This window comes from Tahibacter amnicola (assembly GCF_025398735.1).
In the GTDB taxonomy this organism is placed as follows: Bacteria; Pseudomonadota; Gammaproteobacteria; order Xanthomonadales; family Rhodanobacteraceae; genus Tahibacter; species Tahibacter amnicola.
On record NZ_CP104694.1, the window covers coordinates 3323840 to 3338166 of the forward strand.

7 protein-coding genes are annotated in these 14327 nt (G+C 63.8%); 2 read left to right on the forward strand and 5 right to left on the reverse strand.

All coding sequences use genetic code 11. The annotated features are described in order from the left end of the window. Positions 1-162 precede the first annotated feature (162 nt). Positions 163-3786, forward strand: coding sequence for an EAL domain-containing protein (locus N4264_RS13840; RefSeq protein ID WP_261692841.1), 3624 nt, complete (start codon positions 163-165; stop codon positions 3784-3786). Positions 3787-3868: 82 nt separating this feature from the next. Here the strand turns inward: N4264_RS13840 and N4264_RS13845 are convergent, their stop codons facing one another. Together N4264_RS13845 and N4264_RS13850 are read right to left on the reverse strand one after the other, a co-directional pair. Continuing rightward, complete coding sequence (locus N4264_RS13845) at positions 3869-4675, reverse strand: hypothetical protein (protein WP_261692842.1); 807 nt, start codon at positions 4673-4675, stop codon at positions 3869-3871. A 143-nt stretch (positions 4676-4818) separates the two neighbouring features. Beyond that, positions 4819-5196, reverse strand: coding sequence for a nuclear transport factor 2 family protein (locus tag N4264_RS13850; protein WP_261692843.1), 378 nt, complete (start codon positions 5194-5196; stop codon positions 4819-4821). A 653-nt stretch (positions 5197-5849) separates the two neighbouring features. Here N4264_RS13850 and N4264_RS13855 point away from each other — a divergent pair. Beyond that, positions 5850-7004, forward strand: a complete 1155-nt coding sequence (locus N4264_RS13855) for an AAA family ATPase (protein WP_261692844.1) — start codon at positions 5850-5852, stop codon at positions 7002-7004. Positions 7005-7084: 80 nt separating this feature from the next. Here N4264_RS13855 and N4264_RS13860 read toward each other — a convergent pair whose 3' ends face one another. The 3 genes from N4264_RS13860 to N4264_RS13870 all read right to left on the reverse strand — a co-directional run bounded on the left by N4264_RS13860 (position 7085) and on the right by N4264_RS13870 (position 14311). Then, positions 7085-9376, reverse strand: a complete 2292-nt coding sequence (locus N4264_RS13860) for a hypothetical protein (RefSeq protein ID WP_261692845.1) — start codon at positions 9374-9376, stop codon at positions 7085-7087. A gap of 188 nt (positions 9377-9564) precedes the next feature. Continuing rightward, positions 9565-12003, reverse strand: coding sequence for a M12 family metallo-peptidase (locus N4264_RS13865; RefSeq protein WP_261692846.1), 2439 nt, complete (start codon positions 12001-12003; stop codon positions 9565-9567). 82 nt (positions 12004-12085) lie between these two features. Further along, positions 12086-14311, reverse strand: coding sequence for a PAS domain-containing hybrid sensor histidine kinase/response regulator (locus N4264_RS13870; protein ID WP_261692847.1), 2226 nt, complete (start codon positions 14309-14311; stop codon positions 12086-12088). Between the last annotated feature and the right edge of the window lie 16 nt (positions 14312-14327).

Genomic DNA, 14327 nt, shown 5'->3' on the forward strand with positions numbered 1-14327 from the left:
GGCCCGTTCGAATGAATCGGTATGTCCCCCTCGCGCTGGTCCTGATGGTGGCGGCTGGCCTCGCCCGGGAAGCATCCGGCGATGCGGAGCAGGGGCCTTCGAGGACGGACGTTCCCGGTCTGGGGGGAGCCTGCGTTCGAGCCGATCGGTTTGCGCCAGGGCATGGCCAGCAGCGCCATTTTCGCCACGTTTGTCGATCGCTTCGGGTTCGTCTGGTTTGCGGGCGATAACGGTGTGCATCGCTTCGACGGCCACGACGTGCGCTCAATCGACCGCGACCCGGATCAGCCCGGTACCCTGGTGAGTCGCACCAATGCCGACATGGCGCAGACGCGGGATGCACTGTGGATCCTGAGTTTCGCCGGCGTGCTGCAGCGCCTGGACAGCACGACCGGCGTGGTCGATGCGTACACCCTGGAACGCAACGGCATTCATTCGGCACGTGGCACGCACGTTGTCGCGGACCGCGAGGAGAACCTCTGGGTCAGCACGGACCGGGGTCTTTTCCGTTTTGATCCACGGTCGCGACGCGCACTGCCGGTTGATCTTGCGGATGGCGAGCAGCCGCGGGTCACCGCGCTGGCGTTGAGCGAAGACGGGCATCAGCTGTTTGCCGGATGCGTTGACGGGCGCGTGTTTCGCATCGCTGTGAGCGACTTCCGGCGCGCTGATCTGCTGGTATCGCTGGGGCAGGCGGTTGCGCTGGAAATCGTTCCTGCGGGCGAGCACCTGTGGCTCGGGACGGCCAAAGGTCTCTATCACTACGACCCGCAAACGGGTATTGCCGGCCAATCCGGCATACCGTCGGCGCTGATGCACGGAAAGATAGACGCCATGACACTCGGCCGCGATGGCGCCCTGTGGATTGGCGGCGCGCATCATGTCGGGCTCCTGCGTTTCGATCCGGCATCGGGTTCGCTCGCGGTATACCGTCATCAGCCGGACGATCCGTACAGCTTGTCGTCCGATCGCGTCGCGGCGCTCGTCCTGGATGACCGGGACAATCTCTGGGTCGGGCTGCAACGCGACGGTGCCAACCGGTTGCGGGTGGGGCAGCACGGTGCAACCCGCTATCGCGCGCCGGAAGGCCGCAGCAACAGCTTTTGCGCCGCACGCGAACAGGCGGACGGGCGACTGCTCGTGCTGCTGTGCGGCGGAAGTGTCGGCGTGCTCGATCCACGCAACGGCGAGTTCGAGGATCGAAGCGCGGACATCGATCGCGCCTTGTCGTTCACCCAGCCGACGTTGTCTGGCCATGCGATTGTCGCGGATGCGCACGGCGGCTACTGGCTGCCTACCAACAACACGGGCCTGCTGCACTGGCACCCGCAGCAGCGAGTGGCTCGGCGCTACCGGCTCGTGAGTGCAGACGGACGCGAAATGCCCGATCCGTACATGAACGCGGCTGTCCAGGACGCAGAAGGGCGCCTGTGGGTCGGTTGCAGCATCGGGCTGGCGGTCCTTGCACGGGGCGACTCCGCCCTGCGGCTGTTCGATCCGGCGAGTACGCCCGGCGGGGCCTTGACGGGCGGTGTGCTGAGCGTAGCTTTGGCCGATGACGGCAAGCTGTGGCTGGGTACGACGCAGGGCCTGGTGCATTTCGACCCGGCGACGAACGAGGTCACACGCCACGTTCACAATGCGCGTGACAAACGCAGCCTGTCCGACAATCTGGTCATCGCCACGCATGTCGATTCCCAGGGAACGTTATGGGTGGGCACGCAGGCGGGCCTCAACCGGGCCTCATTCGAGGCCGACGGCGTGCATTTCCGGCGCTACCTGCCGGCTGATGGTTTGCCTGATCAGACGATCGACGCGATTACCAGCGACACGCGGGGCACGCTGTGGGTGGGTACGAACCGGGGAATTGCGAGTCGCGACGCGGCGCAAGATCGCTTTGTCGCGTTCTCGTCCGCCGACGGCGTGCCGGATATCGGGGTCAACTGGCGCAGCGTGCTCGCGGCCACTGACGGCAGCGTCTACTTTGGCAGTGCCTCGGGTTTGCTGCGCCTGTTTCCCGAGCGCCTCAGCGTTACGCCGCCACAGCCTCTGATGCTCGGCAGCTACGAGGTCGGTGGTGTGGAACGGATCAATCTGCGCGGCCCCGACGTGGCATCGCTGCGCGTGGACTACACGCAAGCGCGCGTGCGCTTCAACGTTGCGGCTTTCGGGGATCACCGTCCCATTTCCTATCGGCTGGCGGGACTTCAGTCGCGTTGGCAGGACATGCCGGCCAGCCTTTCCATTGGTTATGACCCGCTGCCGCCCGGCAACTATCGCTTCGAGGCGCGGCAGATGGGCGGCAATGGGCAATGGTTGTCGCCGACGCTGTCGGTCTCGTTGACGGTATCACCGCCGCCGTGGCGGACGCGGGGTGCCTATGCGATCTACGCTGCATCGCTGCTTGGCGTACTGCTCCTGGCGGTGCTGACCTACCGCCAACGCCGCGCGAACGAACTGCGACACCTGGGTCAGCTGCAGCAGCTGGCGACCTATGACGCCCTGACCGGCCTGCCCAATCGCACGCGGTTTGTTGACGAACTGGCTGCCGCTATCGATCACATGGGGCCCACCGACAAGCTGGCATTGATGTTCATCGACCTGGACCGCTTCAAGAACATCAATGACTCGCTCGGCCATCGCTTCGGTGATCTTGTCCTGACCAAGGCCGCACAGCGCCTGCGCAGGGCGTTGCCGCAGCAGGCCCGCCTGGCGCGGCTGGGTGGCGACGAATTCACGGTCATTCTGCCCCGGCTGCAACATGAGACCGAGCCTGCCGTCGTCGCGCAGGCGCTGCTCGATGCGTTTGCGACGCCGCTGCGCGTGGAGGCGTCGGACGTCGTGGTGACACTGTCGCTGGGCATCAGCCGCTGTCCCTTGCACGCGACGGACCCCTTGCTGCTGGTCCAGTACGCTGACACGGCGATGTACTACGCCAAGCACGCCGGCCGCAACGCCTTTTGCGTCTTCCAGCCCGAGATGATCGCCCAGGTCTCGCGTCGCCTGACGCTGGAAACCGGTTTGCGGCAGGCCCTGGCGAACGATGAATTGCACCTGGTGTACCAGCCCCAGGTCGACTTCGCTTCGGATCAGGTGTGTGGCGTGGAGGTCCTGCTGCGCTGGCGCAGCGCCGAACACGGTAATGTGACGCCCGCCGAGTTCATCCCGATTCTGGAAGATACGGGCCTGATCCACGAGGTGGGCGCGTGGGTCGTGGAGCAGGTTTGCCGGCAATTGCAGACGTGGATCAAGCACGATCGTGGCGCGCTGTGCGTGGCGGTGAATGTGTCTGCGCACCAGTTGATGCGGGGTGAACTGGTGGAGCGGCTGGCACAGCTGCTTGCAACGCTTTCGATACCGCGCCGCTCGCTGGAACTGGAAATCACCGAAAGCACACTGATGGACAATGCCCAGAGAGCCAGCAGCGTATTGCACGAGCTGCGTTCGCTGGGCCTGGGCGTCGCCATCGACGACTTCGGTACCGGGTATTCTTCGTTCGCCGCGCTGTCACGGCTACCTTTCGACAAGCTCAAGATCGACAAGACCTTCGTCGACGGTGTTGGCACGAGCACCAATGCCGATACCTTGTGTGCGGCGATTATCGCGATGGCGCACAACCTCAAGCTGCAAGTGGTCGCCGAAGGCGTCGAAACCGAGCTGCAGCACCGGCAACTCAAGGCCATGGGATGCGACTACGCGCAGGGATACTGGTATTGCCGTCCGGTATCTGTCGGCGAGTTTGAGCAGTTCCTCGAGCAGCGTCGTCAGCGCGCGCCGCAGACATGACCGGGACGGCGGTATCAGTTCACGACGTGGTGCCGGGCGAGCATCGCCCGTCCGTGACGGGCGATGTGTGCGGACAGGATGATCAGCTATCCACACCGAAGTCGAAGAACGAATCCTGGCCGGTCAGGAAGAATCCCGACACGCGCACCTTGCTGTTGTAGGTGACCAGCGCGTACTCGCCCTTCTTCAAGGGTTCGGTCGGGGAGATCTTGTAGAGCACAAAGCCCGGATGCGCCTTGGACTGGTCTGCCAGCTTCTCGCTGGTCGTCGGCACCACGCGATCACGGTGAATGCCGGTTTCGTACGTCACCACGCCGCCGCCGACGAGCACCTCGCGGGTGCTGTTCTGGCGCACGGCGAAGCTCGCCAACGTGGCATAACTTTCCGGCTGCGCGTTCTCGGGCACCTCGATCAGAAAGGACGGTTGCGTGGTCCTGGCGCGAAGCTTTGCCGCCGGTCCATGCAGCACGGCGTAGGTGGCAACGCCGCCAAAGCCGAGTGCACGGGCGCCGGTTCGCATGGTGGGTGTGAGGTACTTCATGCGCACTTCTTCGCCGTCCTGGTTCAGGACGACCTCCTCCGGGTTGTAGCGGGAGATGCTGTGGAAATCAGCCGTGTTCGAGGCTGGCGCACCTGCGGCGGCCGGCTGCAGCATTGTATCGATGACGTCTTTGGGTACCCCGGCCGCAGACAGCTTGATCAGCGCATCGGCGCTGGTGTCGAAATCGGGCTTGGCCGACCGGATGGCAAGAATGATGGTGGACTCCGGCAGCTTGGCCTTGACCATCTTGACGACATCCGCGTTGATCATCGGCGCCTCGGCGGCCTGGACTTCAGTGGTGATAGCAAACATGGCGAGCAAGGCGGCGGCGAGTGGCCGAGCGATCATCAGGCGATCTCCTGGGGGTGTTGGGTGATGAAATCGCCGCAAAGTACCATACGATGCGCCCGCCAATGCCAGATCGCGCCACACTTTGCGATGCGTCGCTCCGGGGTAGGCGCAACGTACGACGGTCGACGCGGCTACCTCCGCTAGAACATTCCCAGCTCATTGGGAGAATCGGCTGGAATCTCCTGCCCGACATCCCACATTTCGGCAATCTTGCTGTCCTCGAACCTCAGGATATGCACTACCGCGTAGTTGAACCCTTGCTGGACTCGCTGCACCTGCGATAGCACGGCAACCGTATCGCCCGCCGCAATTGCCTGCTTGACGTCGAACGACGTGTTTGGCGCTTCGGCCGCGCTCTTTTCCATGGCCTCCAGCAGCGAGGTGCGGTCACTTCGGAAGTGGGGATTGTGATGACGGAAGCCCGCGGCGACGTGACGCTCGTAAGCCGTACGGACGTCTCCGGATGCGCACAAGGTAAGGAACTCGATAGCGGTATCCTGGATGCTCGAGCTTGCCATGATCGACTCCTGCGAATGCGGGACTGCCGATCATAGGCTTCGTCGAAGCACGGCTTCGTCGAGGCTGGCAACGCCGTCATTCACTCGGAATTTTCCGGACCATGGCTGGCCTGAAGCGGTTGGCTGGCCCAACGTTGTTCCGGGCAGGAGTCAGGACCCTCAGCGCATTGCCCGGCACGCGGCTCGGAATTTTCCGGATTGTGGTTGGCCTGGATTGCACCTTCGCTCGGAATTTTCCGAATCGTGGTTGGCCTGGAATGCCGGGCCTGGAATGCCGTCGAGGTTGGCAACGCCGTCATTCACTCGGAATTTTCCGGACCATGGCTGGCCTGAAGCGATTGGCTGGCCCGACGCTGTTCCGGACAGGAGTCAGGATCCTCAGCGCATTGCCCGGCACGCGGCTCGGAATTTTCCGGATTGTGGTTGGCCTGGATTGCACCCTTCCGGGCAGGAGTCAGGACCCTCAGCGCATTGCCCCGCACGCGGCTCGGAATTTTCCGAATCGTGGTTGGCCTGGAATGATTTGGCCTGGAATGCCGTAGTCGCCTGGAATGGCGGATGCGGATCTGGAGCGCGGGCTGGGGGATGAGCCTTGTCTCACGCCATGACACCGCCGCGCGTATCCTTGCCGGATTCGTGCGGGAGGTGCCGGTGTGCTGCATACATTCGTAGTGTCGAATTACCGGTCGTTACGTGATCTGAAGATGCGGCTGGAGCCGCTGACGCTGGTCACCGGTGCCAACGGCAGCGGGAAGTCGAATCTGTATCGTGCGCTACGGTTGTTGTCGCAGGCGGCGAGTGGCCGGCTGGCCGAGTCGCTGGCGCTGGAAGGGGGCATGCCCTCGATCACCTGGGCAGGGCCGCGCGATACACGCAGCCAGCAGCGGCGCCGCGTGCCGATCCAGGGAACAGCGGGGGCGGCACCGGTGAGGGTCACGTTTGGTTTCGCCGCTGATGATGTTGCCTACGAAATTTCCCTGGGCCTGCCGACGAAGGGGCCGCCGACGCGATTCCTGCTGGATCCGGAGATCAAGTCCGAAGTCGTCTGGCAGGGTAGCCCTCGTCGCAAAGGGAACACCTGGCTCGAACGCGATGGCAACCATGTGACGTTGCAGGAGGCCGGTGGCGAATGGCAGCGTCTGGGCTTCATGCCCATTGCCAGCCGTTCGGTTTTGTCGGAACTGAGCGAGCCGGGGCGTTATCCCGAGGTGTTCGCTTTGCGCGAGCGCCTGCGCAGCTGGCGCTTCTACGATGGTTTCCGCACCGATGCGGAAAGTCCGTTGCGTCAGCCGCGCGTGAGTGTTCGCACAGACACGCTGGCGCACGACGGCAACGATCTGGCGGCAGCATTGCAGACGATCCTTGAAATTGGCGACAGCGACGCCCTGCAGGCGGCGGTGGACGATGCCTTCCCGGGTTCGCGACTGGTGATCCGTGATAGCGGCGACGCGCGCCTGGAAGTCGGGCTTGCCGTGGAGGGTCTGCTGCGCGAGCTCGGTGCCGCGGAACTGTCCGACGGCACCTTGCGCTACCTGTGTCTGCTGGCGGCGTTGATGAGCCCACGTCCGCCACCGCTGCTGGTGCTCAACGAGCCAGAGCAGAGCCTGCATGAAGACCTGCTCCGTCCGCTGGCGCGCCAGATCGCGGCAGCGGCGCGGCGCAGCCAGGTCTGGGTGATCAGTCATGCGCCGCCGCTGGTCGCCGCGCTGGAGGATGTCACCAACGTCTGTGCGACGGCCCTCGCGCGCGAATTCGGAGAGACGCGCATTCTCGGGCAGGGGCTGCTCGATGAGCCGCCCTGGCCGTAGAAGGCTCTCGTGTCGCCTCGCTGCTTCGCGGCCACCGCGTTGCGCGCAAAACAGCGAAGTTCCTCGGTACAGCCGGTGGACTATTCGTTGTCACGTCCCTTCTTGCCCGGGCACGGCAAAGTGTCCCAGTCGTGCCCCTTTGGCGGATTCAGATACCCGTCGGCGAAGCGGCTGTCCCCCATGACGGCGACGTCGAACAGGCAGTTGTCGCGCAGTGCCTTGTCCTGTACCCGGCGACACGCCACTTCGGCCAGCTCCGGATGCATGCGGGTCAGCGGCGAATTGCTCGGCAATGTGGTCTTGCACGCCAAGCCACTGTCGGGAGCCGCAGGCCAGCTCTTGTCGGTAAAGTCCTGGGTGCTCATGCCCGGATCGTAGTCAAACAGACTGCTGATCCGGGTGACGCGCCAGGCGTTGGCAAATGTGCGATTGAGGACGTCGTGCCGATCGCCCAATGCCGCTGGCCGCGGACCGAATGACGAACCGTCGGGCGCGCGAGGGAGCCAGTCAGTGCCGATGACATGGCCTGCAATCCCTTCCCGCGCCGGCGTCTTGTGCACGTTCACGTCCAGATACCAGTATCCCTGGGATGACCAGAAGCGCGGCGTCACCGTCAGACGTGTGCCGTCGCCGGTCTTGATATCAAATCCGTCGCCGGACTCCGCGGCGGCAATCCAGCTGCCCTGGCCCAGGTCCAGGCGCGTCTCGGTGGCGGTGATCTCCCGGCCGTTAAGTCGAAGCACCATGTCGCCGTCCGGCTGGGCCGCCTTTCGCGGCTGGTAGGTGATGCGGTGTTTGCCGGCGCGGATAGCCACGGCGGTGTTCAGACTGACGCAACTGGAGAGTCCGGTGTATGCATTTGGTGGTGGCGTGAACGTCGTCTGCACGGGCGATTGACGTGACTGCAATTCAAATCCCGTGGCGGAGTTCTTGAGCACGACGAATTCGCCGGCCGCCTGGAAATCGTAGTGAACGCCATTGGTGGTCGTGATGTGCGGATCACCCGCGTCGGCGGATGCGGCATCCGGTGGAAAGCCGCAGTAGGCATCCCGAAAGGTTTCGGCTGCGGCCTGCGCGCTGCCCGGTGAAGGCGGAGGCATCGTCGTCAGCAGGGCAGGCGACAACACCAGGGTGCAATAGCCGGGCAATTCGTTCGACAGGTGCGGGAAGCGTCCTGCTACGCCCTTGACATGGCAGCCACCGCATTCGACAGGTACGGTGGGGCCCGCCTGCGACAGATCGTTCTGTGGCCACTCGGCCGGAACGATGGGTTCGTAGCGATTGGGCGCAAACGTCGGCAGATTCTCCGGCGGCCCGGACAGGCTGCTCCACAGTACACCGTCGCCCAGGTCAGCATCCGGGTGCGTGATGTACGGATTCTCGCCCGCATGGCAGTCGGTGCACACACCGCCCGTGCCGCCGAGTAGCTCATAGCCACCCGCCTGGTAGCGTCCTTCCGGGTCGATGGCCAGGTTTGGAACACCGATCGGAATCTGGTCGCCCGCGTCGAATGTGAAGCCCACTCCGCTCATCTGGTTGTCCCAGAAGCAGACCTTCGAGGTCTCCTCGCTGAGGCAGATCACCCCGTCAAATTGGACGGAATCGAGCGTGTCGTCTACATAGCGCGGCAGCGCATAGCACATGCCGGCCGGCGATGTGCTCTTGTAGCTGCGCAGCTCGGCGGGTGTGCCGACGATGAACTGGATCGTTTCGGGAATGAATCCCTGCGATTTCCAGCCGGCCGTGCCGTTCGGATCCATCTGTCCGATCGGAGGTGGAATCGGCACCCGGGCGTCCATGCATTCGTTGATATAGAGCTGGCCGGAGTTCACGGTGGGTGACAACAGCCCCATGCCGGCTTTCGGCTTCACCCGCAACGCAGTCCACCGGCTGGCCTGCAACGGCGTGAGGACGAAAGGTTCACGGCGTGGTAGCCGGTCATTGGCTTTCTCGGGAAGTTTGGTCCGCAGGGCAATTTCGAGCGCGCGCAGTTTGCCCAGTAGTCGATCGTCGTCGCGGTGTCGCGCAGAGTGGGCGAACAGCCATTCCAGGCCATACTGGCGCGCAACCAGTCGCGTCTGTCCCTTTACCGTGCCGACGCGCAGGAGGTTTCTCTCGAACTCCGCGAAGGCGCGTCGGCCGTCGTCATCGATGCTGGTCAACAGGTCAGTGCGATACCAGGATTGCGCCTGTTCGACAAACGCCTGTGTCACGCGGATCTGCTTTCCCTGCGCGTCGAAGAAGCCACCGTGGCCGATGGTTGCAATTGGCTCGCCGGTTTGTGCAAGACCGACGAGCGTCCAGGCAGCCAGGCAGGTTGCCGCTATCGCTTCGCGCACCCGGTGGAGCGCGCATCTGAGCCGCAGTCGCATGGGATTCTCCTCAGAGTAGTGAGCCCCCTTGGTCGACTAAACGATCGAAGTGACAAAAGCGAACAGTGAAAAAATAAATGCGATGTGATGCTGTGGTCTGCAGTCCCGCATTCTGCGGGGCGAGACTGACCCACGGGTCTACCCGTAGTCCGCCCCCTCCGGTGAAGGAGGGGGTGGTATTCACACGGTTACGGCGAGTAGTGGTGCACGTGCGACCAGCCATTTCCCGGCTGGATGCAGAGCAGTTCGTCGCGGCTGTCACCGGCAGCGAAATCGCCGGCCAGGCAGCGATCGCCGCTGTTGATCATCCACCAGCCGATACTGCCGCTACCGAGGTTTCCCCATTGGTATAGCCAGCTGACATTGTCATAGGCCAACAGCTGCGACCAGCCATTGGGTGCAACCGCGAGGATTTCATCGCGACCATTTCCGCTGATGAAATTGCCCTTCACGTACACGTCCTGGTTGCCGATCCACCAGGTGTGGATCCAGTGATTGCCGCTGTTGCCCCACAGCGCGTTCCAGGCGCCCGTGATGTAGCGATTGGTGTGTGACCAGCCGTTCGGATTGATAGCCTGGAATTCGTCGCCCGCGTTAGCGGTGCCGAAGTTGCCGGCAACGTAGCGATCCAGCCAGCCGATGTTCCACCAGTAGATCGCGTTGTTGCCGAGGTTGGTCCAGGAGGTGGTCCATCCCGTTCCGGTAAGCCGCATCACGTGGGCGTAATAGCTGGCGGGGCTGATCGCGAGGAGTTCGTCGCCTGGGGCGGCGGCATCGAGCGAGGCCGCCAGATAGCGGTCGGCGGGCCCCAGCAGCCACCAATCCATCGCACCGTTGCCGCCGTTGGCCCACACGGTCGTCCAGTTGCCACCCTGGAACACCATCAGGTGTGCATAGCCCGACTGCGGATTGATCGCAAGCAGTTCGTCGCGGCCGTTGCCCGTGATGAAGTCGCCGGCAATGAACCGGTCGACCGGTCCGATCGCCCACCAGTGAACCGATCCGTTGCCCCCGTTGCCCCACTGCGTGGACCAGGCACCGCCGCTAAAATCCATCAGATGTGCATAGTGGGAGCCGGGATTGGCCGCAAACAGTTCGTCAGCGCCATCACCGTCAAAGTCGCCGACGGCGTAGTGGTCGTTGGCGTTGAAGTGCCACCAGTGAATCGTACCGTTGCCACCATTGCCCCAGAGGTATTTCCACCCCAGCGGCGCCACCGGCGTGAAGTTGCTGACAGTGCAGGCTGTGTCGCGCAAGACGCGTGCATTGTTGCGCTGCGAGTGGTCTCCGGTCTTGCGGCCGTTGTACTTCACATCCGGGTTTGAGAAATGTCCCACGCGCGGGCAATTTGAGTTGCAGTTGTACGCCATCACCGTGCGGTAGTTGTACAGCGGCCGCTGGGCGCCGTGTCCATGCGCGAAGGGTGAGGTGCCGGGATCGGCTTCCGGGTTGTGTCGCGCACCTTGCAGGTGTCCCACTTCGTGCGCGAACGTGAAGTTGCTGGTGGCATAGTTGTAGTGCACTACTGCAAAAGGGTTCGACGCGTTGGCCATGATCGAGGTGGCCTGGCCGGCGATGCCGCTGGGCAGGCTGCCTGTAAGCAAGACAATCACATCGGCGCCCAGCTCCGTACGCCAGGTGTGCACGATATCCATGAAGCCATCGCCATTGCCGTTGAGACGGACCAGGTCTGTGGTCGAACTGCCGCTCATGGTATTCGACTCGGTGTAGCTCACCTGTCGCGCACCCACGAGATTCAGCTTGAGGTTGTGGACCTGACTGTTGATGTAGGCCTGGTTGGCCTGGGCGATGGCATTCTGGGCCAGCAACGGGATGTTTCCATGCGCTGATTGTGCGGCCGGGGTGTACACGACCAGCACGTTGGTGATGCACGGTGACGCGGCTGCCGCCGCGGGTGCGGAAACGGCGGCCGCGCTACCGAAGTCGGCGAGGGCATCGCGCAGCGTCTGGTGTGCCGAGGGCGACTTCGTTGTTGCCGATGCGTTCGTAGCGGGAGGCGGAAACGGACCGACGACGGACTCATCGGTGGCGCATTGCGTCTTCCCCACGATATCGCTGTCGATACGGCGGACCAGTTGAGCGCCGCGTCCCAGCGGCTCGATCAGAAGGACATCCGTGCGGAGATCGCCGTGCGGTGGTGCGTCGTCGCCGTGATCCGGATCCGGCGGCAGGCGAGGGTCTTCGTGGTGGTGATTGACAGACACATAGCCGCTGAGTTCTCCGCGATGGGCTACCAGGACCGCTGTCGTGTTCTCGCCCTCGACGTGTCCCTCCCAGGTGATCGCGCCGTCGGCATTGCGTTCCAGCGAATCGCGCACGAGTACCGAATCAACGTCGCGCAGCAGGTTCAGCCGCAGCGTTTCGCTGCTGGCAAGGTCGGCTTGCAGTCGGGCGATGCGGTGATCAAGGGTTTCTGGTTGGCGCAGGTGGCGCTGGAAGCGTTCGGTCTGGGCGGCGTCGAGCCGTGGCGAATCGTCGCTGAGCAGGGAGGGCACTTCCTGCGCGAAGGCGCTGGCAGTGCCGAGGGTCATCGCCAGCAGGCAGCCGATGCGCCGCGAGAGGCCGGCACAGTGTGGTCGGTCGTGGTGAGTTCGAGGAGCGGGCATGGTCGTGTTCCTGGAAAAGCGCTGGAAGTGCGCTACGCCATGCTAAAAACGATACCGCCTGGATCCCGGGCACAAAGCGGTGTCAAATGGGTACGTCGTCCGGGCGTGTGGGACGAAATTGGCTGCAAGCCCTTGTTCCGGCAGCAGGTCTGAACCAAGGACGGTTTGTCGTCGACGGCGTCTGCTCCGAGGCGGTTATCTGCACTTGCCGGCCACCCGCTGCGACGGCTTGCCTGGTGCTTCCTGCGGATGCGGATCCTGGCAACGCCAGGGTCGCGGAAATGTCCAGCGGCGCCTCTGCTCCTGTTCCCTTTGCGCGGAACCGGCGTGCCGGACAAGTGGGGCAGTGCGGCGGAGGGTGTTTATCTGCCGTACTCAGTAGTTCCCACAGCGCCGCAAAGTCGACAGGCTTCACGAGGTGGTGATCGATGCCGGCTTCCTTGGAGCGTCGACGGTCTTCCTCCTGTCCCCAGCCAGTCAATGCAATCAGCGTGACGTCGTCGTCGCCGAGTGTCGTGCGCACCTGTCGTGCCAGTTCGTAGCCGTCCATACCCGGCATGCCCAGGTCCAGCAGCACGACGTCGGGTCGCTCCGCTTCGATGGCAGCCAGTCCGGTTTCACCATCGTGGGCAATGCGGACTTCATTGCCAAGTCCGCGCAGGATGATGCCCAGGCTGTCGGCCGCATCTTCGTTGTCGTCGACCACCAGGATACGGTGCGGTACCAGACCCGGCGGCGGAATGCCCTGCCGTGCTGCCGGTTCCGCCCGATCGTCCGGTACGGATACCAGCGGCAGGCGTACGACAAATTCGCTTCCCTTGCCAACGCCGGCACTGCGCGCCTCGACGATGCCGCCATGCATCGCCACCAGGCTGCGAACCAGGGTGAGGCCAATACCCAGTCCGCCCTGGGGCGTGTGCTCGACCTGGGTGAAAATGTCAAAGACACGCGGCAGCATGGGTTCCGGAATGCCGTTGCCGTTATCCCGGACTGACAGTACGGCATGGCCCTGTTCACCGCCGACAGTGACGCAGATCCGGCCGCCGTCACTCGTGTAGCGGGCTGCATTGTTGAGCAGGTTGGCGACGACCTGCGTGAGCCGCACCGGATCTGCGTCGAGCATCACAGGGTAGGCCGGCATGCGCACGGTGAGATGGTGATGTGCCGCGTCGATCAACGGACGGCTCGTGTCGATGGCGTTGCGGATCACGTTGCGCAGGTCGACCATTTCCCGGCGCAACTCGATCTTTCCGCCCGTGATGCGGGACACTTCCAGGAGGTCATCGACCAGTCGGACCAGGTGCTCCACCTGGCGCTCAAGCATCGCGCACACGGCGGCAGTTCCTTTCGCGTCATCGCCAGCCTCGGCCGCGGAACGCAGGATGTACAGCCCGTTGCGAATGGGGGCCAGCGGGTTGCGCAGTTCGTGGGCGAGGGTGGCAAGGAACTCGTCCTTGCGGCGATCGGCCTCGTGCAGCGCCTGTGCGGCCTGTTTCACGAGGGTTACATCCTGTATCACCGAGCAGGCGCCGACGACGTCGCCGTCGTCATCGCGCAACGGCGCCGCGCTCATCCGTACCCAGCTCTCGCTGCCGTCCGCATCGGTGTGCCGCATTTCCAGGCCCGGCATCACCGTTTCGCCCCGTAGGGCACGCTGGTCTGGCAGGTTTCGAAGCGGAACCGGCACGCCGTGCTCGTCCCAGGCTTCCCACTGTTTCATGGATGCGGCTTGCAGCGGGTTGGTTCTGGACAGATAGCGTTCCATGACCGAATTGCTCAGTGTCCGCGAGCCGGTCCTGTCCGTTACATTGACGGCGGCAGGTAGCTGCTCGATGATGGCACGCAGGCGCTTCTCGCTCAGGCGAAGTGCTTCCTCAGCCGCTTTGCGCTCGGAGATGTCATCGAGCAACACCGCCACCTGTCGCTCGGCGGGATTGCCCATGCGAAACGCATAGACGTTGAACCAACGTTGCGGAGCGCCGGTGGAATGGATGAAGCGCTCGGCGCGACCGGTCGTGACGATGCGGCCATAGGTTTCGAACCAGTGCGCTTCGTGGTCGGGCATGATCTCCCGCATGCTACGCCCCACCACATTATGGAAGCCCGTCTGGCGCGCGAAGGATTGATTGACCTCTTCGAAACGGTAGTCGCAGGCCTGCCCGTTGTCGTCGAAAAGCACCCGGACGATGCAATAGCCTTCGTCGATGGAATCGAACAAGGTCCTGTAGCGGGTCTCGCTCCGCCGCAAAGCCTGTTCGGCCTGCATGCGCGTGAGATAGTCGGCCGCATGGCGGGCAAGTAGTCCCATCAGGCGGAGTTCCCGC